18 protein-coding genes are annotated in these 25,562 nt (G+C 40.4%); 15 read left to right on the top strand and 3 right to left on the bottom strand.

Annotated features, from left to right (window positions below; genetic code table 11):
- The first annotated feature begins 276 nt into the window (after window positions 1-276).
- The 4 genes from RCP16_RS15050 to RCP16_RS15035 all read left to right on the top strand — a co-directional run bounded on the left by RCP16_RS15050 (window position 277) and on the right by RCP16_RS15035 (window position 4,645).
- On the top strand, window positions 277-1,401 hold the full coding sequence (locus tag RCP16_RS15050) for an FAD-dependent monooxygenase (RefSeq protein WP_308640688.1): 1,125 nt from the start codon (window positions 277-279) through the stop codon (window positions 1,399-1,401).
- A gap of 275 nt (window positions 1,402-1,676) precedes the next feature.
- Window positions 1,677-2,213 (top strand): type IV pilus modification PilV family protein, encoded by a 537-nt coding sequence (locus tag RCP16_RS15045; protein WP_308640687.1) that lies wholly within the window; start codon window positions 1,677-1,679, stop codon window positions 2,211-2,213.
- Window positions 2,197-2,775 carry a PulJ/GspJ family protein gene (locus tag RCP16_RS15040; protein WP_069326795.1) on the top strand — a complete coding sequence of 193 codons (579 nt, stop codon included), beginning with the start codon at window positions 2,197-2,199 and terminating at the stop codon, window positions 2,773-2,775. The genes RCP16_RS15045 and RCP16_RS15040 overlap by 17 nt, the downstream gene beginning before the upstream one ends.
- A gap of 49 nt (window positions 2,776-2,824) precedes the next feature.
- Complete coding sequence (locus RCP16_RS15035) at window positions 2,825-4,645, top strand: hypothetical protein (RefSeq protein WP_308640686.1); 1,821 nt, start codon at window positions 2,825-2,827, stop codon at window positions 4,643-4,645.
- A gap of 134 nt (window positions 4,646-4,779) precedes the next feature.
- Here RCP16_RS15035 and RCP16_RS15030 read toward each other — a convergent pair whose 3' ends face one another.
- A complete protein-coding gene (locus RCP16_RS15030) occupies window positions 4,780-9,396 on the bottom strand; it encodes a DUF5057 domain-containing protein (RefSeq protein ID WP_308640685.1) in 4,617 nt (1,538 codons plus the stop codon).
- Window positions 9,397-9,608: 212 nt separating this feature from the next.
- Between RCP16_RS15030 and RCP16_RS15025 the strand changes: the two genes are divergently transcribed.
- The 7 genes from RCP16_RS15025 to RCP16_RS14995 all read left to right on the top strand — a co-directional run bounded on the left by RCP16_RS15025 (window position 9,609) and on the right by RCP16_RS14995 (window position 19,293).
- Window positions 9,609-11,273 carry a GspE/PulE family protein gene (locus RCP16_RS15025; RefSeq protein WP_069326792.1) on the top strand — a complete coding sequence of 555 codons (1,665 nt, stop codon included), beginning with the start codon at window positions 9,609-9,611 and terminating at the stop codon, window positions 11,271-11,273.
- Between the two features lie 65 nt (window positions 11,274-11,338).
- Complete coding sequence (locus RCP16_RS15020) at window positions 11,339-12,388, top strand: type IV pilus twitching motility protein PilT (protein WP_137221335.1); 1,050 nt, start codon at window positions 11,339-11,341, stop codon at window positions 12,386-12,388.
- Window positions 12,388-13,593 carry a type II secretion system F family protein gene (locus tag RCP16_RS15015; protein ID WP_069326790.1) on the top strand — a complete coding sequence of 402 codons (1,206 nt, stop codon included), beginning with the start codon at window positions 12,388-12,390 and terminating at the stop codon, window positions 13,591-13,593. The genes RCP16_RS15020 and RCP16_RS15015 overlap by 1 nt, the downstream gene beginning before the upstream one ends.
- Window positions 13,594-13,643: 50 nt before the next feature.
- Window positions 13,644-14,102: a prepilin-type N-terminal cleavage/methylation domain-containing protein gene (locus tag RCP16_RS15010; RefSeq protein WP_069326789.1), complete on the top strand. Its 459-nt coding sequence runs from the start codon at window positions 13,644-13,646 to the stop codon at window positions 14,100-14,102.
- A gap of 89 nt (window positions 14,103-14,191) precedes the next feature.
- Entirely contained in the window at window positions 14,192-14,983 is a 792-nt protein-coding gene (locus RCP16_RS15005) for a prepilin peptidase (RefSeq protein WP_308640684.1), read from the top strand.
- Between the two features lie 16 nt (window positions 14,984-14,999).
- On the top strand, window positions 15,000-17,144 hold the full coding sequence (gene pilM, locus RCP16_RS15000) for a pilus assembly protein PilM (protein ID WP_308640683.1): 2,145 nt from the start codon (window positions 15,000-15,002) through the stop codon (window positions 17,142-17,144).
- A 535-nt stretch (window positions 17,145-17,679) separates the two neighbouring features.
- Window positions 17,680-19,293 carry a gamma-glutamyltransferase family protein gene (locus RCP16_RS14995; RefSeq protein WP_308640682.1) on the top strand — a complete coding sequence of 538 codons (1,614 nt, stop codon included), beginning with the start codon at window positions 17,680-17,682 and terminating at the stop codon, window positions 19,291-19,293.
- Window positions 19,294-19,469: 176 nt separating this feature from the next.
- On the opposite strand, the gene RCP16_RS14990 is transcribed toward RCP16_RS14995, so the two are convergent.
- Together RCP16_RS14990 and RCP16_RS14985 are read right to left on the bottom strand one after the other, a co-directional pair.
- A complete protein-coding gene (locus tag RCP16_RS14990) occupies window positions 19,470-20,117 on the bottom strand; it encodes a TVP38/TMEM64 family protein (RefSeq protein ID WP_273593264.1) in 648 nt (215 codons plus the stop codon).
- A gap of 108 nt (window positions 20,118-20,225) precedes the next feature.
- On the bottom strand, window positions 20,226-20,840 hold the full coding sequence (locus RCP16_RS14985) for a TVP38/TMEM64 family protein (RefSeq protein WP_069326783.1): 615 nt from the start codon (window positions 20,838-20,840) through the stop codon (window positions 20,226-20,228).
- A gap of 228 nt (window positions 20,841-21,068) precedes the next feature.
- Between RCP16_RS14985 and RCP16_RS14980 the strand changes: the two genes are divergently transcribed.
- The 4 genes from RCP16_RS14980 (at window position 21,069) to RCP16_RS14965 (ending at window position 25,531) form a co-directional block, all read left to right on the top strand.
- The gene (locus RCP16_RS14980; RefSeq protein ID WP_308640681.1) at window positions 21,069-22,046 is read left to right on the top strand and encodes a potassium channel family protein; all 978 of its coding nucleotides are present in this window, start codon (window positions 21,069-21,071) and stop codon (window positions 22,044-22,046) included.
- 116 nt (window positions 22,047-22,162) lie between these two features.
- Window positions 22,163-22,942, top strand: a complete 780-nt coding sequence (gene aroD, locus RCP16_RS14975) for a type I 3-dehydroquinate dehydratase (RefSeq protein ID WP_308640680.1) — start codon at window positions 22,163-22,165, stop codon at window positions 22,940-22,942.
- A 238-nt stretch (window positions 22,943-23,180) separates the two neighbouring features.
- The gene (locus tag RCP16_RS14970; protein ID WP_308640679.1) at window positions 23,181-23,951 is read left to right on the top strand and encodes an SMI1/KNR4 family protein; all 771 of its coding nucleotides are present in this window, start codon (window positions 23,181-23,183) and stop codon (window positions 23,949-23,951) included.
- Between the two features lie 125 nt (window positions 23,952-24,076).
- Window positions 24,077-25,531, top strand: a complete 1,455-nt coding sequence (locus RCP16_RS14965; protein ID WP_308640678.1) for an SWIM zinc finger family protein — start codon at window positions 24,077-24,079, stop codon at window positions 25,529-25,531.
- Window positions 25,532-25,562 lie beyond the last annotated feature (31 nt).

Here is a 25,562-nt window from a genome sequence, read left to right as displayed (position 1 = left end):
TGAATATATTACCTTTTTGATCAATTTCATATATTGAAGGTAGAGGATAAGCACATAAACTTTAATAGAATAGAACCAATTTTGTATAGGCTCTTCTTTTGAAAATAGGAAATAATATCCTTCTTTGTCCACACTTTTGCAAAAATAGCAATCTTACATATTAAAAATTTTACATGTAAAATATGAGATATAGCTTATTTTTAACTATTCTTCTAGATGCAGTTGAAAATGCTGTTCAATCATCAAGTTTTTTTATTACACAGAAGGAGCTGCATTATGTCGAACACTATAGAAAATGTAATTATTATCGGAGCAGGAATCGGAGGATTATCGGCTGCGATTTCTTTGCGGAAAATAGGGCTTCAAGTGACTTTATGCGAAGGCAGTGCTCATGATGCACCTGCCGGTACAGGCATTACACAACCTCAGAACACGTTTAAAGTATTAAAAGATTTGGGTGTCTACGAAGAGTGTCTGGAGCAAGGGGTACAGTTAGATAGTATGCATATTCTGAACAAAGAAGGACGTGTACTGTTAGAGGTAAACCAGAAGTTTTTGAATGAAGATTTACCGGGGCGTAACTCGATCTGGCGCTCCAGTCTAAATGATATTTTGCTCAATAAAGCTTTGTCACTGGGTGTGACGATGCAGTGGAATAAAAAGCTGAAAACATATGAAGAAAATGAACACGGAGTCACCGTTTATTTTGAAGATGATACGATCTTAGAAGCGGATCTGCTTGTAGGCTTTGACGGGATTCGTTCGAAAGTGCGCAATATGATGCTTCAACGCGAGGTTCAGTCGTCTTATCTAGGGATGGGTTCATGGCGTGTACCGATTGAGTTTCCTGCCGGTACATTAACGACAACAAGTTATATGCTATTAAATGAAGACAACAAAGTAGGTATTTTTCCGTTAACTGCAACCGATGGATATATGTTTATTTTGAAGCCTGTTGACGAAGATTATCGTGATCCGAAAGAACAACGTTATGATACGGTACGTAATATGTTGGAACCTTTTCAATGGAAAAAAGATTTCCTAAACAACTGTTTCCAACCGGATAGTCGGATTCTATTCAATATGATTCGTCAGGTTGTATTGAAAGAAAAATGGTATAGCCAACGTGTTGTGATCGGCGGAGATGCGGCTCATGCAAGTGCTCCTAATCTGGCACAAGGTGCAGCTATGGCTATCGAAGATGCGATCGTGTTAGCTGAGGAAATAGATCAACATCACTCGTTATCTGAAGCGTTATCGGCTTATTATGACCGAAGATATCCAAGAGCACGAGAAGTGCAGCGGTTGTCTGAAGAGTTGCTGATTAATGAAATGTCTGGTAAATCGTCGCAACAAGAGATTATTCAGCAGTGTGATGCTTTACTAGAAAGAGCCTATTAAGTACAGATATTATGCTATTTAAATAACCATGATCTATAAAGCACCTATAAGGTGCTTTTTTTCTTTGTCTTTATTTCGGCTAGATAGATGTATACAAAATAGGAAGGTTTGACGATTCATCAGGCATTTTATCGTTTCTGGAAGAGTCTATATTTGAAATTGAAAAAGGATGTATAAAGTTAAGAGCGTTATTGGTCGAAGAAGTAGATAAGAGCATATCTCTAATGAACGGATGCTACATCTATGATGACAGCTAGAGAAAAAGGAGCCTACCGATGAAAAAGTATCGCAAATATGAAGAGGGCTTTACCTTGATCGAAGTAATGGCATCAATCGTTATTCTGGCGATTGTTTCATTAGTATTGATGTCTTACTTTAGCGATTCTTTATCTTATGCCAAAACGAATGCGAATAAAACAGTGATGGTGAATCTGGCGCGTAACGCATTAGTTTATACTGAAAAGCAAGATTTTGATACATGGAAAATGTATTTTCAATCCAATACTACTGTCGATAGCCGAAAGTGTGAGTCGATCAGTAATTGCAGTCTATACGCTACGCTGGTGGAACAACCTCAAGTGTTGGCTGCGGTACTGAATCCGATTGTCAATGGAGTGCAATATCGAGTCGCTATTCAGTATCAGAAGAACTTACTTCCAACAGGGACTGCTAGCAGTACAACAGGCACAGCCAAAGCCCAAGAATCAACATATCTGCTTCCTATCCAGATCAGTGTACATGGACCTGAGGAAAAAGCAGGTCAGGTCGGAACGATTGTGGAGGGATATATTACAGATGAGAAAATTCGTTAATCGATTACGTCGTCAGGACGGATTTACATTAGTCGAAATGATTCCTACACTGCTGTTGGTAGCTATGGTCATGACGATGGTCTATGGAGTGGCTCATTTTGGAATGCGTAGTTACAACCAGATCAAAGTTGAAAATTCTTTGCGTGATGAAGGCGATATTTTGATGTCTTCGATTATTACAGAGCTATACACTTTTTCACCAGACCGAGTTCGTCAGTTAACTGTAAATGGCAAAAATATAGGCATCCGTCTGGAACGTGATCCTGCTATAACGAGTGGAACAGGTACGATAGAAGCTTTGAATATTTATATGCAAGCAGGGTCGCTCTATATCGGTGATTTGCAGAGTATTAGTAGCTCTTCTACAGTAACATCAATTGTACTTCCCAAAGATCAGGTTAGAGCGGTGCAGTCTCAGTTAGGAGATAGTTCGTTTATCCAGATTCAGTCCGATGGTCGAACAGTCTATAATAGCGGCATTATTCAGATCAAATTAGCTTTGGCTCAGACAGTACAAGGTCAGAGTAAAAGTCTAGTGCTTGAAAGTAATTTTGGATTTTGATAATCCATACTCATAGATTAAGGCTAGAGGTTGAAAAAGGAGGTTATCCATGTCTGTATTTCGAAAGTGGACGCACAAGATTCGGCTGTGGCTAGGTCATACCTATACTAACGGTAGATCTGTTCCATATAAGCAAGAACAAGGATCGGCATTGGTAATGGTGATGTTTGTCGTTCTGATCTTGACTGTATTAGGTCTGGCAGTATTAAGTGCAACCGTAGGTGGAGCCAAGCGCACCGAAACACGGGAAAATGATGTACAAAGTCTACATCTAGCGCAGAAGTCATTGGATGAAACGGTAGCTTATATTACGGCTCAATTGGATCAGAAGCAAAATATTGATCCGATTAGTCTAAATACAGATATTCTGAGTATTACGCAACAGATTCAGAATCAGATCAATGCAGGTGTGAAGACGAGTACTGATCTGCAAGTCTCAGGAGCAGGGCAATCACAGTCTAAGCTGATGTCTATTGTTTATAAAGGACCAGAGAAAGGCGCAACTGCCCAGTTAACCCGGTATGCACTTACTTTAACGGCGCAAGCCAATGTAAATGGTGTAGTTCGCACACTGGTACAAGAAGTAAATATTGATACGTTTCCCGAATTTCTAAGTTATGCACTGGGTTCAGAACATAATTTGATTCTAAATGGAGCACCCAATATTATAGGGAATATCTACGCAGGTGATGGTCTGATGACCAGTCATACGGCTCGCTATACGTACAAAGCAGCCAGTCATACCAAAGCAACTCAATACCCACATCTTAATGGAGATGCTTATGTACAATCGTTAGAAGCGATTCAAGAGGAGAAAGTCAGTAACCAGTATACGCCGATTAATATGGACCCTACACTGGCTAATGATAGTCTAGGACGAGTGTTAGGCATTTCATTAGAACAAGTTAATATCAAAAACAAAAAGAAATTCGTACAGGTCAATCTGGATCAGACCTTTATCGACAAAATTGCTGAAGCGGTCTCGGTCAATCGAAATGATATTCAGACGATGTATATCAATACCGGACAGAACCCAGCTCAACTGATGACTGATGTTGCTAAACGGTATGGCATCAAGCAATTAACATTACCCACCAAGCCAGCCACTCCCGTTCGTCCTGCAATAGGCGCTCCATCTACCGAGTGGGATCAATACAATGCGGCGGTTGCCGCTATGCAGTCGTATGAAGAACAGATGACTAAACTTAAAGTCACACTTGCTACTCTAGACCAATCTGTTTTATTTAACGGTGATCTTGAACTGGATGGCGTTACTTTTAATCAATTGAATTATGCACAAAAAGCAGGAAAATGGTTTTTGCTCAATGGGAATTTGACGATTGATAATTACCAGAAAAATTCGATTCAGATTCGTGCCAATATGCTTACCGCAGGTAATGTGAATATTCAAGGAGAAGCTGACTTGGACGCAACTATTTATGTCATGAAGAAACCAAGCAATCCAGCCGATTATACAACTGTTCTTCAAGACGCTACAATCAAAGGGTTAAATGGCAAAGAGGTTGTCTTAATGTCCAAAGGTGGTATTTTACTCAATCGTATCGAAGCATTCAGTAGTACACCGACAACGATTAAAGGATTCTTTTACACCGAAGCCGCGGCAGATTTGTATGGGGTCGGATCGGTATTTTGGTTGGACGGAGGCTTTTTTGCTAAAGGCGATCTGACTGTTAATGCAGTGGTCGGGGATGCTGTCGGAGGCGCAAGCGATATCGAAGTCAATCCTTCTTCCAATGTAGGAAGTCGTTTCCGGGTAACCTATAATGAAGGAGTATATGCAGATCAACAAGCAGGCCTACCACGGATTCAACAAGTGAATGTACGTGTAGGTAAACTAGAACTCAAATAAAGAATAGAGTGGCTGTATAGCGAATCTCAAGCGTACAGTTGCACAATAAAAAGGCACTTATGATCTTTGTTCAGATCGTAAGTGCCTTTTTTGGTATTGTTTATTGTTATTGAATGATCAACTGTGGAAATAAATTAATAGCGATCACCGTTTGTATTTTTGGCGAGTACTTTAATCGTAACTGTTGCCCGAATCGAATTTTGATCGGTGTAGATCACAGTGGCTTCAGCCGTTCCTTTACGGATTCCTTTCACAATACCATCTTTGGTTAACGAGATATTGCCTGTGTTGGTCGTGCTCCATTGAAGCGCATTTTGTAGAGCAGCGGTTAAGTCGACATTCGCAGGAGTGAAGAACAATACCGAGTTCAGATTCATCGAATCGCCTTCCCAAATCTGGATTTCACTTGGTAATCGTAAGCCAGTGAGTACAGGTACAACCTGCACATCCAATTGAGCTTGCTTACCGCCTCCGCTAACGACTACGGTCACTGTTCCTTTTTGGATACCGGTGACGACTGCTGTATTGCCTGTGCCTATAATCGTAGCATAACTACTTTGAGCAGGATCAGCGAAAGACCATTTGAAATCAGGTATATCCGCATCTGCTGGTGTTAAGATCGCTTGTAATTTAATGCTTTCGCTAATATTGACTTTGTTGGCTCCGATAATCGATAGTCCTTGCACAGGTTGAACCACCTGTACTTGTTTTTTTACTTCAATCCCACCTGCATTTACGACTACAGTGACTATTCCTTTTTGCTTTCCTGTAATTGTAGCGGTATCTCCTGTACCGGAAGTGATTCCAGCTATTGTAGAGCTGGTTGGACTTTCAAATGACCAGCTATACTTCGGTACATCTGCATTCGCAGGAGAAATGATCGCTTGCAGATTAATCGTTGAACCTACAGCGACTATATCTGGACCTTGAATAGTAATCTTCTCTACTGGTCTAGTGATCACAATTGGATGTTCGTCTGTATAGGTACGACTTGGCGCCCCATTGGTCGTCACTGTAGCTACCAGTGTTACTGTTCCTGAATCATAGCCACGAACAACGACTTTCCATGGATCGAGAGTGGTTGGAGTCAGTGTCGCTTTGTCTTTGTCTGCTGGATTTTTAAATGTCCATGTGACCGTTGCTTTAGGGTTAGCGGGTACTAGAATCGCTTGTAATGTAGTACTGTCGCCTACTTTAAGTTGATCTGCTCCCACAATAGATACCCCTGGATTCGTCACCACAACGGTGGCTGTTGTAGAAATATTGCTACCATCTGTTGATGTAATCGTAATACGAGCTGTACCCGGTGCAACAGCAGTGATTGTTCCATTTTCACCCGTAGGTGTTACCGTTAGAACAGCCGGATTGTCTGATTTCCATTGCAGTACTTTGTTATTCGCATCTGCTGGTAAAACAATCGGAATTAATGTTTTCTGATCACCCACCCATAAGGTATCGTTAGGCAATTGTAGACTGGTAATTCGTACTACAGATGAGAAGATAATATCTGGGAATACAATATTGACTCGTTCGGTAGGTACAGGTGTAGCGACTTGAATATCGCCTTCAAATGGATAAAGTGAAGCGCTATGCCCTGTCCCTGTTAAGGATCCTCCGATCAATGTTCCTCGAATATCTCCGCCGAAGGTAACCGCTGCTCGTGGAGCAAGTACTGTGCCCGGAATATTGATACTGCCTAGATTAAGCGCAGTGGCTCCGCTAAAGTTGAACAATACTTTCTTAGGATCAACACCACTACTTACGGTTAATCCACCGCTCATATTTACAACTGTTCCATCAATATTAACCAGTACCGTTGAGCCTGCGGGTACATTGATATTAAATGAATTGGTTTTGCTGACGTCTGCACCTGACACATTAAATACATTAGTGGTAGGGTCTGTACCTGTTAATGTGATCGTACCCGACGTTTCCACTTTGGTTGTTCCTGTAGCAGGAACCGTTGCTAATCGGTCTGTCTTTTTGAGTAACTGTGCACCTGCGGCATCGAAGTCGATCGGAGTGCCTTTTACCGTTTTGATATAGAAAGGACTAAATGCAATTCCTCCATAAACAGCATTCCCGTAATTGACCGTCCCACCTGCAAGACTCAAATTCAGATTTTTACCTGCTACCAATACGCCTGTTCCTGTTGCGGCAGAAGTAAGCTTGGTTCCGATATTGAATCCACCGGCTAGCGTCACTGTTCCAGCTCCTGCAACACGACCTTCTGTTGAAAATCCAGAAGCATTCATATTGATATCGCCTAGCATAAAGATATTGTAATCTCCCGGTGTGCCAAGATCGCTTATAGTTTCAAAAGCATTATGAATATCTGCATAATCTAGCTTGGCATTAACCAGATTATACGTACCCTTACTGACGGGCGTTACGGCTACCGAGAAGGTAAGTGCATTTGGATTATCCGGTGTATACGATTGAACATTATTTTTGGTCGTTAGAGTGTACGGAATATCAGTTAACGTCTTTTTCAATGTATAGCCTGTAACTAATGTACCTTCTTTGGTCATGCCTTCAGGTAAATTACCAACAATTTCTAAGTTGGGTGGCAACTTCTCGGTATATTGAATATTGGAAATAAGAAGCTTACTAAACCCTTGTTCTTGTGAATTGACGGTCTGAATAGCAATCGGTTGTGGAGTCACTGAATACAACATTGTAAGTGGTGCATTACGCTGAATTTCTCCATTTTGTACACCGGATACAATTTTGCGATCGGTTAACAAATTGGCACGCGTTTGTTGAATGTTTAATGTTGTGATCTGCTTAGATACAGCCCCTTGTTTATCACGGACTGTAATTTCAATTTGAAGAGTACCGCCTTGTGGTAAAGGATTGGTAAATGTTTCGGTTACATTTTGACCGGATAAGACTGTTTTTTCTGAAATTTCAAGGTCAGGCAGATACACGCCGTTTGATTTGAATTTGACGCTAGTATATACGTTACGATCTTTAAGATCCAAGTCATTCGGCATATAGCTTAGAACAAGGTCTTTCAGATAAGAAGGTTTAGTGCTCTGATCGGTTGGGGCATTGATTGTGATATACGGAGCATGATTCGATCCGATAAATGCTCGATATAACGTATTTACAAATAATTTCTGCTCCCATTGAGGGAATTTATTATTGGTATGACCTGTACCTGAATACGTTACATTTCCTTTGGAATACGTATAGTAATGATTCCAGCTATCAGCGGCATCCCGACTACTACCAATAATGTTGTACCAGGAGACGACATCGGGATCTTCCAAATTCAGCGTATAGTACTGGTCATGCGTAAGATTGATTTGACCTACATAACCACCTGTATTTGTAGGCGCTTGACTGAGGTCAAATGGATATTGTGTTAATAAGCCATCATTGACTACAGCTGTACTTGAAGAAGCAGAGACTGCATTCAGACCAATATTCGTTTTGGGTGCAATCTGACCTGAAGTCGGCTGGAAGTAGCTTAGCCATCGGCTAGAGTTAGTATTACTTTTGTCATAAATCGTATCATGGGTAAACATAACCCCTTGACCGGACGCAATAAATTTCTGCACCGCTGTCGCAGAAGCATCGGTTAACGGAGCGAACTGATTGTATTCATCCCGAAAACCAAACACAAGCATATCGTACGTTCCATTTAACGTGCCATAGACAGCAGGCGTATTAAATTCACTGAACGATTTGACCGTAATATTCAAATTATAATTATCACTATTGAGATAACTTTGTGTCATATTAGCAGTGTTTAACAGACTACTAGCATTTCCATCAGAAGGTAATACTTGAAGGACACGCACGACGGTTTTTTCATCTTGATATCGAATAATCCCTGTGGTGTAGTTTTTGAGCTGTCCGCTACTTTGACGATCTACAATTTCTAATTTCCAATACAGTAGACCTGAATACGCTTTGGGAAGCTTATATTGTAGCGTTCCATTGGATTGAGTGAGCGAAGTCGTCGCTACCAGTTGATCTCTATCCATCGTAATCACTTTATCGATTCCCAGATACAGATTCGCTTCTACCCCTCCACTACTAAAATCAGTAATACGATCCACATTAAAAGCAAAATTGATCGTATCCCCTTGTTTGTAAGCATTGGTCTTATTCACAGAATAATCAATAGGTGCTGAAGTCACTGTAAACTGAGGACGCTGCATCAGTAAGGCACTAATCGTAGAACTTGAATTTTTTATTTGTGTTACGAGTGCAGTTAATCCACTATCATCGACAAAAAATACATTATTCACTTTGGATGCGGTCTGATTGTATTTAGCAAATGTATCATACAAAATACGCTGATCTGCCTGAGCTTTGGACGTGTTAGCCGTCTGACTCAGAATCGAATTGTGCAAAATAACTGGTAATCCTTTATTGATATAACTATTCACAATATCATCCGCTTTGAGATGTGTAATATCGTTCATGACGGGAGTGGTATTGTGATTATTTCCTTGAACGCCTGTAGTGCTATACGTTCCTTTGCCAATGTAGATGGCATCATATTTGCCATCTAATTCTTCACGTTGGGCTACAAATTCTTTCATTCGAATCGAACGGACAGTGAAATTAGACACATTTGCAAGCTGGCTTTTTAGTGACGACGTTCCATCATCACTAATTTCTAAAATACGTACTGGATATGCGGAAGCAGCACCCACCATCATATGGGTAATCGGTATGATTATTAGGCATAAAAGTACGATAACAAGAGGGATCCAGCGCTTTCTGATATTCATGTATCAGTTCTCCTTAATATTTCTAGTTCGTTATATAACAAATATTGTAAAGCTATCCGATAAAAATGGAGTAGATGATATATATATCGGTTGCAAAGGGTATTTCAAAAAGTCATTTCACTCAATTTGTTAGTTGTCATTCTATCTATTGAATAAGTAAGCATATATGGATCCATAAGTACGTCATCATAATGGCTATGGAGTTGAAATGAATGAAAATGTTGAAAAAGAAATTAGGCGATCTTCTATTTGAAAGTGGTCTAATTTCGCAAGAACAATTGCAACAAGCTTTGACCGAACAAAATAAATCCAAACGCAAGCTTGGTGATGTATTAATAGCTCAAGGATTCATCACGGAGCAGCAGTTGATTGAAGTGTTAGAACTTCAATTAGGTATTCCTCATGTGAGTCTTTTTAAATATCAGATTGATCCAGCGATTACGCAGATCATTCCTGAAAGTATGGCGAAGCGATATCAAGTGCTTCCTTTTATGAAAGATGGCAGTAAATTAACGGTAGCGATGGTTGATCCACTGGATTACTTTGCGATCGAAGATTTGCGGATGACCACTGGCTTCCGTATTGAGCCAGCGATCTCTAGTCGGGATGAATTACAACGCGCGATTGCTCATTACTATGGACTGCGCGATTCGATGAGTCTAATGATGGGCGAATTGCCTACGCAAGATGAGATCGAAGAAACCGAGATTACCGATGAAGCTTCACCTATTGTTCGACTGGTCAATCAGATGATACAGCAAGCGGTTCATTTGAAAGCTTCTGATATTCATGTCGATCCCGGTGAAAATGATGTGGTGATTCGTTATCGTATCGACGGTGTGCTACGGACAGAGCGTCATATACCGAAGCAAATGCAAGGATTTATCACGGCTCGTCTTAAAATTATGGCGAAATTAAATATTGCTGAACGTCGTTTACCACAAGATGGACGAATAAAGCTACAGTTTGATCTCAAAATGGTCGATATTAGGGTATCTTCATTACCAACCATGCATGGCGAGAAAATCGTGCTTCGACTTTTGGATTTAAGTACAGGAGTGAAGCCGGTAGAACAACTTGGATTTGATCGTAAAAATGCAGTCTGGTTTCGTGAAATGATTGAACAGCCTTACGGCATTTTGTTAATCACAGGGCCTACAGGTAGCGGTAAAACAACAACATTATATTCAGCACTTAATCTATTGAATACCGAAAGTTCCAATGTGATTACGATTGAAGATCCGGTGGAATATCAATTAGAAGGTGTCAATCAAGTTCAGGTGAATCCTTCGATAGGGTTAACATTTGCTGCCGGATTACGTTCGATTTTGAGACAAGATCCTAATATCGTGATGGTGGGTGAGATACGTGATGATGAGACCGCAGAAATTGCTGTCCGTGCTTCATTAACAGGTCATCTCGTGTTATCGACGATTCATACCAACGATGCGGTCAGTACTGTTATGCGTTTGCGAGATATGGGCATCGAGCCTTATCTGATTGCTTCTTCATTAATCGGGATTGTCGCTCAGCGCTTAGTGCGTCGCATTTGCTCGGATTGTAAAGAATCTTATACACCGACTGACCAAGAGCAGATTGTACTTCAGACTCATGGCTTAGATGTACAAGTACTCCATCGGGGGAAAGGTTGCGGTAACTGTAATAAAACCGGTTATCGTGGACGTGTAGCGATTCAGGAAGTGCTTAAGATCGATCAAAATTTACGCCGAATTATTACCGAAGGTGCAGCGATCGAAGCGATTAGAGAAGCTGCCCAAGCGCAGGATATGGTCACACTGATGGTAGATGGATTGCATAAAGTCACAGAAGGTGTAACCACTATTCAAGAAGTGATGCGTGAAACCGTTGCTTATTAATAACAGCTATCTATCACTCTAGGAATAATGAACATGATCTGAATGTTAAAGGGGGAAAGACAGGAATGGCTCATATCGGTCTGGGTATCAAGGAATTACTTGGTAACATGCGAGATGCAGAAGCTTCTGATTTGCATGTATCGACCGGATCAGCACCTATTATGCGGATTCACGGGATGCTCCATACAGGTAAAGGGGAACTTCTTACAGCTAGTGATACAGAAGAAATGGCGCAAATGCTATTAAGGGAAGATCAATGGGCTACTTTTCAGCAAGCAGGCGAATTGGATTTTGCGTATATGCTTGAAAATGGATCGCGTTATCGGATCAATGTTTTTCGCCAAAAAGGTCATATCAGTATCGCAGCAAGATCGATTTCTGATCGTATTCCTACATTAGAGTCTTTGGGATTACCGCCGATGCTCAAAGGATTAACTGAAAAGCCTCAAGGGTTGGTGCTTGTCACAGGACCTACAGGTAGCGGTAAATCTTCTACACTGGCGGCAATGATTGGATATATCAATACCCATCAACGCAAGCATATTGTGACGTTAGAAGATCCAATTGAATATATACATGAACATGGATATTCATTAGTGAATCAAAGGGAAGTTGGACATGATACAGCAAGCTTTGCCAATGGAATTCGGGCAGCATTACGGCAAGACCCTGATGTATTACTGGTAGGGGAAATGCGAGATTTGGATACGATCTCTGCCGCTGTAACCGCAGCGGAAACAGGGCACCTCGTATTCGCAACCTTGCATACCAGTGATGCACCACAGACAGTAGATCGGATTATTGATGTGTTTCCTGCTCATCAACAAGGACAGATACGCATCCAATTAGCTTCGGTACTCACAGCTATCATTTCACAGCGGTTATTACCATTAGCTGATGGACAAGGTCGAGTATGTGCGACTGAGATTCTGATGCAGACGCCAGCAATCGCCAATCTGATTCGTACTGAAAAAACACATCAAATCAAAAGTCTGATGCAGACGGGACGAATGTTAGGCATGCATACACTGGATATGAATATCCGAGATCTGTTGCAACGTGGACAGATTTTGCCAGCGGTAGGGAAGCCATATCTTGCTGAGGTGAATGCTTAATGGCTCAATTTGAATATCAGGTACGAACCAATAGTGGCAAACAGCTAAAAGGTACGTTAAATGCAACGGACAAAACAGCCGCTATGGAAGAATTGCGTAAGCGTGGATTAACTGTATTTTCACTGAATGAACGACGGATGACCCTTTTTTCCAAAGAAATCTATATTGGTAGTCCGGTCAAAACGATTCATTTCATTATTTTCTGTAGGCAGTTCTCGACGTTGATTCGTGCAGGAGTTACGATTCTGGATGCTACTCGAATCCTTGCCGACCAGACGGAAAGTAAAGTATTACGCAAAACGTTACAAGATGTATATTCCAGTCTGATGCGCGGAATTGCTTTGTCACAATCGATGCAAGAACATCGGAAAGTCTTTCCACCGCTATTTATCAGCATGTTACGAGCGGGTGAAGAATCGGGTGATCTGGAAGGGACGTTAGATCGTCTCGCTGTTTATTTTGAAAAACGTCATGGTACACGCGAAAAGATTAAATCAGCATTGACGTATCCTGTCACTGTGGGTCTTCTAGCAGTAGCAGTAACCGTATATCTACTGGCAGCCATTATTCCGCAATTTGTAAATATGTTTGCTTCAATGAATGCAAAGTTACCTGCAATTACAGTGATTGTATTGTCACTCAGTAATAGTTTACAAAAGCAGTGGTATATCTGGGTATTGGTGCTTCTGCTTCTTATCATTTCCTATATTATTCTTCAACGTTCGGAACGGGGAGCCTATTGGATTGATTATGCCAAGCTCAAAGTCCCTATTTTCGGAAAGTTAAATCAAAAAGGCTCTATTGCTCAATTTGCTCGTACGTTTTCCTCATTATATGCGAGTTCAGTACCTATTCTACAAGCGCTCACTATTGTAGAAGAAGTAGCTGGCAATAAAGTGATCGAAGGGTATTTGCGTCAGGCAGGAGAGTCATTGCGTAAAGGAAATCCATTATCAGAACCACTTAAAAAAGCATGGGTATTCCCACCGATGGTGACTCAAATGATTGCTATTGGTGAAGAGACAGGTGCACTGGATCAGATGCTGAGTAAAGTGGCTGATTTCTACGAGATGGATGTAGACAATACAGTGGATCGACTCAAATCATTGCTTGAACCGTTATTGATTACTTTTTTATCTGCTATTGTCGGGATTATTGTGGCAGCTATTATGCTACCGATGTTCAGTCTGTATAACAATCTGTAAGTATTCACATCAAGAACAACACTACATTTAATTAACTGGAGGAATTCAAAATGATGAGCAAAGTGATGAAACGTATGGGTAAAGAGGAAAAAGGGTTTACATTGATTGAGTTGCTAGCTGTTATCGTTATTATGGCTATCATCGCTGTTATCGCTATTCCAATGATCGGTAATGTTATTAATAAATCCAAAGCAAATGGTGATTTAGCTACAGCTTCGCAAGTATACAATTCAGCTCGTCTGTATGTAATTGGTGAGAAAAATGGCGATTTCACTACTGTTGCAAACAGAACAGTAACATTGGCTAACATGACAAGTACTGGATATTTGAATGCTGATACTAGCTTACCAAGTTCGAAACAAACATTAACAGCTGCAACTGTAGTATTTACAGAAAAAGGTGAGCTGGTGAGTGTTACTCTTGCACCTGTAGGTCAGGGATCAACAAATGGAGCATACACAGCGGCTCAAGTTCTGAGTGCAACTCCCGCAACTCCGGCAGCTAACTAAACAACAATAGCTAAAAGCTAATCATTCAATCATAAACGAATCAAAAACCTACAAAAGATCGGAACCATGTTTCCGGTCTTTTTGAAATCATGAATAAGAAAGTAGATTACATCACAATGGATATGATGTTATGGATAAATATCTATATTGTTGTACTGGGTATGGTATTGGGTTCCTTTTTCCATGTGGTTGCATGGCGTGTACCTGAAGGACAGTCGATTGTTCACCCACCGTCAAGTTGCTCACATTGTCAGCACCGTTTATCTGCGCTAGATATGATTCCTGTGCTTAGTTATATCGGTACAAAAGGGCGGTGCCGGCATTGTAACACACGAATATCGATTCAATATCCAATCGGAGAAGCGATCACAGGTCTACTATTTCTATGGGTATTTCTTCATTTTGGATGGACTGGCGATATACTAATCGGTTGGTTATTGGTGAGCTTGTCAGTGATTATTACTTTATCAGATCTACAAGTGATGAAGATTCCGAATAAAGTGTTACTCTTTTTTGCTCCTATTTTTCTAATCATGGTCGTATGGTTACCTGGCACGATTAGTATCGTTTCACATCTGAGTGGAGCGATTGCAGGTGGGGGTATTTTGTTGCTCATTGCCTTTATCAGTCGTGGTGGGATGGGTATGGGCGATGTAAAGCTTTTTGCTTTGTACGGATGGGTCATCGGATTTTCAAATATTCTGCTTGCTCTTTTTATAGCGTGTTTACTTGGAACACTAGTAGGAATGGGATTAAGACTACTCGGTAAAGTGCAAAAGCAACAACCGATTCCATTTGGGCCTTTTTTAGCAGCAGGCACTTTAATTGCTTTTATGTATGGAGCACAGATAATAGACGCATATCTTTCGCTTATTGGTTAGGAGGAGGTTAGCCCCTATGTTTCAACGAAATTCACCTCACATCGGCTTATCGCTGGAACAGACAGAGATTCGCTATGTTTCTTTAAAAAAGAAAAAGCAGTGGGAACTGGAAAGTAAAAAGTTTTTACCGATTCCTTCAGGCGTTATTGTTGAGAATCAAATCGTAGATACCGAAAAGATGAATCAGCTACTACGCAAATGGGTGACAGATGAAGGGTTAAAAGGGCAATCGGTCACACTATCGATTCCACCTTCTCGTATTCTCGTTCGCGCGATGAGTATTCCAAGTACCAATGCCAAGCAAGTCAGTCAATTGGTGGAATTGGAAGTAGAGACAGGGCTACACTTACCTTTTGAAAATCCTGTATACGATTATATTGTAACGTCTATTGATGAAGAACATACACACTTGCTTGTATTTGCTGCACCTAGTCAGTTGATTAAAGATTATATCAGTCTGTTGGGAGAAGCAGGTATCAAAGTCGTTGCTGTAGAGCTATCTGCAACCGCACTAGCAAGAACAGTGATTACTGAACATGGACGATCATTTGCTAATACGATGCTAATTCATTTAACCGATCATTTATTAGATATCTATATGTTCCGCAGTGGACAGCCTGTCTTTATGCGCAGTATAGAATCGACTAGAGGACTCGACGAGAGTTCAGTGCTCGATGATCTGAATACTTCATTAACTCGTCAGCAGGTTGAAGATATTATTCCTGAAATCTCACGGATGTTGAACTTTTATCAATATAGCTTACATGATGGTTCGATTAAGATCGAAGAGATCTTTGTAACAGGATTGCCTGAAGAACGAGAATTGTTAGCCCATGAATTAAGTCAATCTCTACCTGATATCCAAGTCGAAGCTGTCGAACTTGAAACGACTCAACATGCTTTTCAAGCCGATCCTGATTTGAATAGTTATCGTGTCGCTGTCGGTGCGGCTCTTCGCCGGGAAGATGCACGACCGATTAATCTGTTACCACAAGAAAAGCGAGAAAAAAATCAATTTTCTTATTTGACTGTAGGCTTAAGTGCCCTATGGATACTTGCTATGTGTGGAGCTATTTTCTATATGATTAGTGAGCGTGGAACAGTGACAGAACAAGAGCGTGCGATACAGCAATGGAGCGATCGGAATACATTAGCACAGCTAGAATTGTCCAAATGGAATGGTAGTGGTCCTTCAGCAACGGCTAACCAGACTGTGATTGATGCGGTGATGAATTATCGGTTAGACGTCGTAAGTATACTCGATTCACTGACTCAAAAATTACCGAAAAGCGGAATGATTCGAGATATCTCCTACAATCGCAGTTCGAATCTATTATTGACGACAAGTATGCGTAATTTTAGTGATGCGGCTAATTATCTGGTGCAGTTAAGAAGTATGCCTTTTGTCGAATCAGCTACTGTCAACAAAGCGACTCGGGATAGCTCGGTGGATTCAGCCGTAAAACCGACCAAAGGACAGCCTTCCTTATATCTAGTGATCTACACGATTGATCTTCAAGCACAAAGTGTAACAGGTGATACGTATGCAACGTCTTCTGTCGTTACACCAGCAGAGGGAGGGGGGTACCAAATGGAACAGCTCAATAAATATCGTAATGTGATCTTGCTAGGTATTATTTTATTATTTGTGATTTTATTGGCTTTTTACATGTGGGTACTTCATCCCTTATCTCAAAAATCTCAACAATATGATAATCAATTAACCCAAATGCAACAGGAGTATAATCTGATTCAGACGAAAATTGCCCAGTTGAAAAGCGGTCAGCCGACCGATGCACAGCAAGCGATCCAAGCGGCTATCCCTTCAGCAGTAGCAAGTGAAAAGTTGTTATTGCAGCTGCAACAAGTCAGTCAGAACAGTTATGCTCGTATCACGGATGTCGAATTCGTTAATATTGATAGCAATACTAGCGGTGAGATTGCAGCTGAAAATCTAGGCGTAAATGTAGGACAGATTCGGATGAATGCTGAATTAGAAGGTGGATATACGGAAATTCGGGAATGGATGAATCAATTACAAAAGCTTCCTCGATTGATGACTGTCGATTCTTTTAGTTTCCAACAACCCTATACACCCGGCAAATCAGGTGCGATTTTGACAGCGAATGTTTCATTTACTGCGTATTATACATCGCCTTAAATGTTGTATAAGAAATATCTTCTTTCGCTATTTTTAAGACTCTAAGTGTATGACATGCTTAGAGTTTTTTTGTATATATCTTTCTATTAAACTGTATATCATGTTAGTTCGGAATTTGTATTTTTTAATTTATTTACCTAAAATAGGTTGTATCTTTAAAGGGAGGAGAACAAAATCATTTGAATAGGAATAGATCGGCTATAAAGATAGTAAAGTGGTTTTTTGCTACGGTTATGATTATTAGTTCTATTACCGTTTTCGTAGTCCCGGGAAAACCATTTTTATTAGGATTGGTCTTACTGTTTCTATCACTATATATGTTTTCTCTGTATATTGACTTACGTATAAATCCAAGTCTCAAACTATCCTATTCTTCTAGGAGTAGTCTTATTATTGTAGGAATTATCAATTTCGTTATAGGTTTAATCATTCTATTTACTCATTAGACTCTAAACGTAGTATCTAATGTAATTATGACTCCAAATAGACTATAGTAATACATAACTTATTGATCATTCATCCTATGGAGGTACTTATGATTCCTTTTGATCCGTTATCTCATCCTTATGCTTCAGAACGACAACCGGTCTATGCTCACAATGGTATGGTCGCTACTTCGCAACCGTTAGCAGCGCAAGCGGGATTGGATATTTTGAAAAAAGGGGGTAATGCGATTGATGCTGCCATTGCGACAGCCGCTTGTTTGACTGTTGTTGAACCAACGTCTAATGGCATCGGAGGCGATGCTTTTGCTATCATCTGGACACAAGGCAAGCTCCACGGACTGAATGCTAATGGACCTGCACCTCAAAGTATCTCTATTGAAGCGGTTCAGCAAGCAGGGCATGATAAGATTCCGACCCACGGCTGGATTCCAGTAACCGTACCGGGAGCACCGTCGGCATGGCAAGCACTCTCACAGAAGTTTGGCAAATTGCCTTTGACTGAAGTGCTTCAACCGGCAATCGATTATGCAGAACAAGGATTTCCGATATCGCCAACGTTAGGGTATTACTGGAATCTAGCGTATGAACGGTTCGCTAAAATATTAACGGCAGATCAGTACCAACATTGGTTTACAACATTTGCTCCGCAAGGAAGAGCACCGCGTATCGGTGAAATGTGGCGTTCCCCAGATCATGCCAAGACATTACGTAGTATTGCCGAGACAGGCGCAGAATTCTTTTATCGTGGCGAAATAGCAGACCAGATCGATACATTCTCACGTCAGCACGGCGGATTTTTACGTAAAGAAGACCTTGCGGCATACCATCCTGAATGGGTCGATCCGATTGGAGTCCAGTATAAAGGCTATGATGTGTGGGAAATTCCGCCGTCTGGTCAAGGATTGATTGCATTGATCGCTCTTAATGTACTCAAAGGATATGAATTTGCAGGTCGGGATACGGTAGATACGCACCATAAGCAGATGGAAGCGATGAAGTTAGCATTTAGCGATGGACTCAAATATATTACACAACATGATAAAATGACGATGAAATTAGAGGATTTATTATCCTATCATTACGCTGATGAACGACGTGCATTGATCGGTGAACAGGCGTTACAACCAGAAGCCGGAAAACCTACAACCAGTGGAACGGTATATCTAGCAACCGCAGATCAAGAAGGCAATATGGTATCCTATATCCAAAGTAACTATATGGGCTTTGGCTCAGGAATCGTGATTCCGGGGACAGGAATTGGACTGCAAAATCGGGGACATTCTTTTTCTCTTGATCCCACGCATGATAACCGCTTAGAACCCGGGAAAAAGACGTATCATACGATTATTCCGGGCTTTTTGACCAAAAACGGTCAGCCTATCGGTCCTTTTGGCGTGATGGGTGGATTTATGCAACCTCAAGGTCATGTACAAGTCATCATGAATATGATCGATTTCCATCTGCATCCACAAGCGGCACTGGATGCACCACGCTGGCAATGGGTCGAAGGCAAAACAATAGAAATTGAACCGAATTTCCCTGAACATCTGGCTCAAAGTCTGATCCGCAAAGGGCATCATATCGTACGTGCTAACAGTGTCGGTGGATTTGGTCGGGGACAGATTATTTTACGAGATCCCGAGACAGGTGTATTGATCGGTGGCACAGAGTGGAGAACAGATGGTACGATAGCAGCTTGGTAAATGGAAGGGATATAGAATGGTATACGAGTTAAAATTATAGGTTTCAAATAGTTTTGATCTATAGATGAATCCAAGAGATCGTCTACAGGAATATAGATTAGATATGAACGACATAATTGTAATTAAAAAGGCGTCTATTCCCAACGATAGGTTGAGATTAGACGCTTTTTTTGGATTTAAGATGATTTACAAGCTTGAGGTTCAGGCTCGATATCCAATACTTCTGATTCTTCCCGTTTGCTAAACCAAGCTTCCACTTTGCGGATAAAAATAAATCCAACAATAACAAATGCGGCGACAATAAACAATTTCCACGGCTGTTGGAAATAACTTGCCCAATCGGCTCCGATAAACGAGACGATAAAAATCATTATTCCTCGTCCTAACCCTGCGGCAATCGCAAAAGAACGGAATTTGATTCCGCTTAGTCCAGCCGCTACATGAAGCAACGTAAACAGACCAACCGGCAATAGACTAAACATAAAAATATACATAAACCCATTTTTTTTCATCCAACGTATACTTTTTTGCACACCTTTGTTATGAGAAAAACGATCGATATATTTGTAATGTGAAAGCTTACGCACTAACCAGAATACAAGGATAGCGCCACTCATCACACCGATCCATGAGTACAATATACCTGACCATAACCCAAAAGCCGCTACATTCAGTCCGATCACAACCATCGTAGGCAAAGGCGGGATAAAAGATAGGAGAAAAGCAAGCAATATACTAAGCCACGGACCGATAGCACGGTATTGATCCATCAGATGATCAATATCACCTTCTTGGAGGTAAGACATAAATTGTGCAATATCCATAGCCACGTTCCTTTCGTTCAAATCATTCTATATCTTTCATTACCCAATCAAGCCTTTAAATTCTCGATTCTACGTATCTTTTATGTTATTTTTTACAATAGAAAACAACTATGGTTGTTCAGTAAGTGAATCGCGGCGACTAAACCAAGCCTCAATACTACGGCTACATACAAAGCAAATAATCACAAACAGTAACACTAACAACAGATTCCACGGATTTTCACGATAACGAGACAAGTCTGCACCAATAAAGGAAACCGCAAATACCATAATCCCTCTACCGAAAATAATCGCAATCAGAAACGAACGAAATCGAATCCCGCTCAGTCCAGCCGCTACATTTAATAACGTAAACGGACCTACAGGAAAAAGACTCAACAAAAAAATATAATTAAATCCATTATTCCGAATCCAACGCCGTGTACTGACTACTTTAGGATTACGTACCAAGCGGGATAAATATCGATGTTCAGACAACTTACGTACCAACCAAAAAGCAGTCAGCGAACCTGCCGTAATCCCAATCCATGAATACAAAAATCCAACCCACAATCCATACACCGCCGCATTTACCCCCAAAATCACAATCGTAGGCAAAGGAGGAATAAAGGATTTGAGAAAAGGCAATAACATACTAGCAAGCGGACCCAGTGAACGATATTCACCCATCCAACTTTTCAAATTCTCTTCCGTCAAATAAGATAACCACTGCGAAATATCCATAAAAATATAAATCCTTTCCAGCGCTTGGCTCTATAAGCGCCTGGCATCATAAGCACAACATCTTCTCTATGTAGTATAACGGATGCATCCACAAAAAAGGCAAAATACACGCAGTTGTCGAATTATTTAACATTCAAGTTATTTTCAGCCAATCGATGTCAATAGAATAAAGGAGTACACCCAAGGATTATGCATATGTTTCTTCGACTTTCTCGCAAAATGGTCAGAATGCGCAAATCAGTATTAGCGACAACAACAGTATTATTTGTACTATTGTCAGCTACGATAGCGTATATGATCGAACCGGATACGTTTACCCACTGGTTTAACGCGTTGTACTGGGTACTGACGACCATGGCAACTGTAGGGTATGGCGATTATTTTATGAAAAGTATAGCTGGTAAAATCTTTACAGTATTTTTGTATATTTTCGGCATTGGTCTACTGAGCTTAATTATTAGTAAAATTGTAGATTCGATGGGAGAATATAATCGGAGAAGAGGAGCAGGTAAATTGAAATACGTAGGACAAGATCACATTATTATTATCAATTGGAGCAAAAAAGCACATTATGCGATAGATGAACTATTTGCCAGTCATCCAGAAATTGATGTTGTTATTATTGATCAACTGGAAAAGCATCCATACGATCATCCACAAGTTCATTATGTAAATGGTGATCCGACCAAAGACGAAACATTACTACAGGCAGAAATCAGTACAGCACGCTCTGCTATTATTTTTGCAGATTCACGTATTGATGATGCTTCGTTAGTCGATGGCAAATCACTACTGGTCGCTTCCAGTGTGGAACGGTTAGCTTCTCACGTACATACCACCGTCGAAATCATGTTAGAAAACCATATTAAAAATTTCCATCATGTGCATGTGAATGAATTTGTATTGTCTCATGATGCTATTTCACGCTTGGCTGTACGCTCGGCATTAAATGAAGGCAATAACGATGTGTTGGCTCAATTGCTCAATCGTCAATATGGAGAAGATATCTATCATGTACCTACAGAACCAGGCTGGCGTACGTATGGAGAAGCCTTTCAAGCATTATTAGTAGAAGGTGCAACATTAATCAGTGATCGTAACGATATGACTATTAATCGCAAATTGTCTGAGCCTATGCCAGCAGAAGCCAAGTTGTTTGTGATTTGTGATCCAGAAACTCATATTCGTCTGATAAATAAAGACTAATCGGTTGCTGTTGGATCTCAATGGCGTTCTGTGTCAGCATGCTCTAAATTGGGCTATAATATAATGTAGTTACAGACACGATAATCTATTTTGTATCGCAAAGGAGTTCGAATCAGATGTCTAATACAAATACATTCAAACCGGTACGAGTGAAGCACCTTACAATAGGCGAAGGAAAGCCTAAAATTTGTGTATCTTTAACAGGGCATACAACCGAGCAGATCATAGAAGAAGCGCATACACTCAAATTAGCAGATATTGATATGGTCGAATGGCGTGTTGATTTTTTTGAACAGGTAGAGCAATTGGATCAGGTGACATATACTTTGGAACGTATCCGTGATATTCTTCCATCGACTCCGCTTATTTTTACATTCCGTAGTGCCAAAGAAGGCGGACAATGCGAGCTGAGTAGCAACTACTATGTCGAATTAAATCAAGCAATCGCTACGACAGGCGAAGTCGATCTTATAGATGTCGAACTTTTTAATGAAGAAACAGCTATTCAGCAATTGATAACAACAGCCCACGAACATAATACGTTTGTGATTATTTCCAATCATGATTTTCAGCAAACACCACCCAAAGAAGAACTGATCTCCCGCTTATCGCGTGCTCAACAATTAGGTGCAGATATCACTAAAATCGCTGTTATGCCTCAAAGCAGTAGCGATGTGATTACTTTACTCGATGCGACCAATACGATGAAAGAACAGCATGCCGATCGACCAATGATTACGATGTCGATGGCAGGCAAAGGTATGATTAGCCGTTTAACAGGCGAACTATTCGGATCAGCGATCACATTCGGTGCCATTCAAAAATCGTCTGCTCCCGGACAAGTTCCTGTGTCTGACTTGCGTAGTATTTTGAGTTTATTACATGCTAATTTATAAGTAAATCTTGTAAAGTCCCTCTGAATGGTTAGAGGGACTTTTTTGATATAACGTAAAAGAGTATTGTAGAAAGGTCATTCGCTATGTCCATCTAATTTTATAAGTACATTGGGGATGTGGAACTAATGCATACTATATTTATTTTCAAAAATAAGTATTCTTAAATCTGGAAATGTTTATTCTCATGTTATTTATCTGTACAATAAACCTATAATAACTTCAGAAAGCAGGTGACTTTATGTATCTGGTGAATGAACATATACAGCATGTAGATCACGAGACACTGGTTCAGTTTCAACATACTCATCATATACAACTGCCAGAAGCTTATTGTGAATTTCTAGAGCAATATGGAGTGGGTACTTATTGTGGAGTACTGAATGTACAACTTCCAGACCATCAACAGTTAACAGAATTTGTAGAATATGAGTTATGGGAATATGATAAAGATAGTCCTATCCATAATCAACAGTTGGCTGAATGTGTAGTGATTGCTACAACAATAGATGGGGACTTCCTTGCTCTTCATCCTCAAGTCAAGGATCTATTATGGATACCTAGACATTCTGAACGGATTGAGCTACGTCTTTTAGATCATAAAACTTCTTGGATTGAAACGATGGATCAATGGTTGAAGATATCTTACGGCGATTCTTTTCAAATTATGCAGGAGAATCGGTATTATGAATCATGGAATCAGGATCAACGGTATCGTTCATTAACATTTCATCCACCGACTGAAGGCAACGATTTACTGTCAATCAGTTCAAGTGCAGAGCAGTTAACACAGATCGCTCATCAGATTGATTTACAACTGCCCGCTGATTTGAAGATTGAGACGCCTTACAGTTGTCTATTATTCTGGCGTTCGATTCAAGGCTATGTTCGCTTGAATTATGCTTACGGTTATGAAGTAGTCTTATGTTACGAAGATCATGATAAAGAGGCAAGTGAACAACTACTAGACGTACTGTTACAGCATCATATTTATGAAGATAGTCCTGAATAATTATTCCTCTTTAAAAATAAGAACAAATGTTCTATAATAAAGTATACAATTCTGCTAACAGGATATACTAGATACAATATAGAGACGCATATATCTTATGTTTTGACTATTAAAGGAGGATTTATATGGCAATTCAACTGACAGAAGGATATGTAGACGGACTTGCACCTAATGCAGCAGCAATCAAAAATGCTAAAGGATTAATTCAAAAAAATAAATTAGTACAACTTCATCAAACAGAAGATGGCACCTTATTATTTGGTGAGTGTGCAGGTAGTGGGAAAAGCAATTATGCATGTTCGGTAGATTTTATACAACCAGACAAAGAACCTACGTCGAGATGCAGTTGCCCGAGTCGTCAGTTCCCTTGCAAACATGCATTGGCATTAATGTATGCGTATGTAGCAGGACAGACCTTTACAACAGCTACCATTCCAGAAGATATCGCAGACAAACGAAACAAAATTGAAAAGCGTGAAGAAAAAGCGGCTGCTATAGAAGCTGATCCTACGCTCAAAGCAGTACCAAAAAAGAAAACAGTCAACAAAAATGCGCTGAAAAAGAAAGTCCAAGCTCAGTTAGAGGGACTTGATATTTTGGAAAAGCTCACATTGTCTTTAATCCGTAATGGTCTAAGCACAGTCGATGCAACAGTGATCAAGCGTATTCAAGAACATGTCAAACAAATGGGCAATTATTACCTCACCGGAGCGCAAGTGGAATTGCGTCGTCTGGCAGGATTGTTATCTCCTAAAAATAATCCTGAAGCGAACTATACATATGCAGTAGAACAGTTAACGCTAATTCATGCGTTGATTCGTAAAGGAAGGGCACATTTACAGGCGAAGCTTGAAGATCCAGAACTGGCTTTGGATGCTGAATCGACGATTGAAGAATGGTTAGGGCATGCATGGCAGTTAAGTGAATTAGAGCAACACCAGCGCATGACAGAAGGCGCAGAGTTAATTCAGTTGGCATTTACCAGTTATGACGATCCGGGAAGAATGGAATTTATAGATTTGGGATACTGGTTAGAGCTAGGTACTCACCATATTCGCCGTACATTACAATATCGTCCGTACAAAGCAGCCAAGCATATCCGTGAAGAGGATACGTTTACCGAAATTGCTTGTCCGAAGCCACTGTATGTATATCCGGGTGATCTTAATCCGCGTGTACGTTGGGAAAGTCTAGCGACGCGGGCTGTGACGGAACAAGATGTGCAATCTATTCATTCCCAAGCCTATACTTCTTTTGCAGAAGGGATCAAATTGGTCAAAAATCAATTAAAGAATCCATTAGCTGATCCTTATCCAGCACTTTTACTTCAAGTCAGTCAATTTTATCAGAGTGAAGATGGTCAACTGGTGATGAAGGATAGCGAAGGTCAATCGATTGGACTAACAGATATCTCACTGCCTATTGGAACAAGTACAGGCTTACTTCCTTATTTGCCACAGGAAACGCTGCAAGATGTAACAGTACTGTTGGTATTTGAACATCAGATGGATACAGGGCAATTAATTGCTCAACCGCTTTCGATTATTAATGGAAATGGAATTATGCGTTTGTTGTATTGAACGGAGATAACGCAGAATATAATGAATCATC

Origin of the sequence: Paenibacillus nuruki (assembly GCF_963311185.1) — a bacterium.
Lineage (GTDB): Bacteria > Bacillota > Bacilli > Paenibacillales > Paenibacillaceae > Saccharibacillus > Saccharibacillus nuruki.
Note: the sequence above shows the minus strand (reverse complement) of the source record. Positions and strands in the feature narration are given on the sequence as shown.

Bases quoted from the DNA above. Each gene is read 5' to 3' on its own strand.
- RCP16_RS14990 (WP_273593264.1), bottom strand. From the start codon at position 20,117: ATGGATATTGCACAATTTATGTCTTACCTCCAAGAAGGTGATATTGAT.
- RCP16_RS15045 (WP_308640687.1), top strand. From the start codon at position 1,677: ATGAAAAAGTATCGCAAATATGAAGAGGGCTTTACCTTGATCGAAGTA.
- RCP16_RS14970 (WP_308640679.1), top strand. From the start codon at position 23,181: ATGTATCTGGTGAATGAACATATACAGCATGTAGATCACGAGACACTG.
- RCP16_RS14980 (WP_308640681.1), top strand. From the start codon at position 21,069: ATGCGCAAATCAGTATTAGCGACAACAACAGTATTATTTGTACTATTG.
- RCP16_RS15050 (WP_308640688.1), top strand. From the start codon at position 277: ATGTCGAACACTATAGAAAATGTAATTATTATCGGAGCAGGAATCGGA.
- pilM (WP_308640683.1), top strand. From the start codon at position 15,000: ATGTTTCAACGAAATTCACCTCACATCGGCTTATCGCTGGAACAGACA.
- RCP16_RS14985 (WP_069326783.1), bottom strand. From the start codon at position 20,840: ATGGATATTTCGCAGTGGTTATCTTATTTGACGGAAGAGAATTTGAAA.
- RCP16_RS15005 (WP_308640684.1), top strand. From the start codon at position 14,192: ATGAATAAGAAAGTAGATTACATCACAATGGATATGATGTTATGGATA.
- RCP16_RS15025 (WP_069326792.1), top strand. From the start codon at position 9,609: ATGAAAATGTTGAAAAAGAAATTAGGCGATCTTCTATTTGAAAGTGGT.
- RCP16_RS15030 (WP_308640685.1), bottom strand. From the start codon at position 9,396: ATGAATATCAGAAAGCGCTGGATCCCTCTTGTTATCGTACTTTTATGC.
- RCP16_RS15015 (WP_069326790.1), top strand. From the start codon at position 12,388: ATGGCTCAATTTGAATATCAGGTACGAACCAATAGTGGCAAACAGCTA.
- RCP16_RS15020 (WP_137221335.1), top strand. From the start codon at position 11,339: ATGGCTCATATCGGTCTGGGTATCAAGGAATTACTTGGTAACATGCGA.
- aroD (WP_308640680.1), top strand. From the start codon at position 22,163: ATGTCTAATACAAATACATTCAAACCGGTACGAGTGAAGCACCTTACA.
- RCP16_RS15040 (WP_069326795.1), top strand. From the start codon at position 2,197: ATGAGAAAATTCGTTAATCGATTACGTCGTCAGGACGGATTTACATTA.
- RCP16_RS14995 (WP_308640682.1), top strand. From the start codon at position 17,680: ATGATTCCTTTTGATCCGTTATCTCATCCTTATGCTTCAGAACGACAA.
- RCP16_RS15035 (WP_308640686.1), top strand. From the start codon at position 2,825: ATGTCTGTATTTCGAAAGTGGACGCACAAGATTCGGCTGTGGCTAGGT.
- RCP16_RS14965 (WP_308640678.1), top strand. From the start codon at position 24,077: ATGGCAATTCAACTGACAGAAGGATATGTAGACGGACTTGCACCTAAT.
- RCP16_RS15010 (WP_069326789.1), top strand. From the start codon at position 13,644: ATGATGAGCAAAGTGATGAAACGTATGGGTAAAGAGGAAAAAGGGTTT.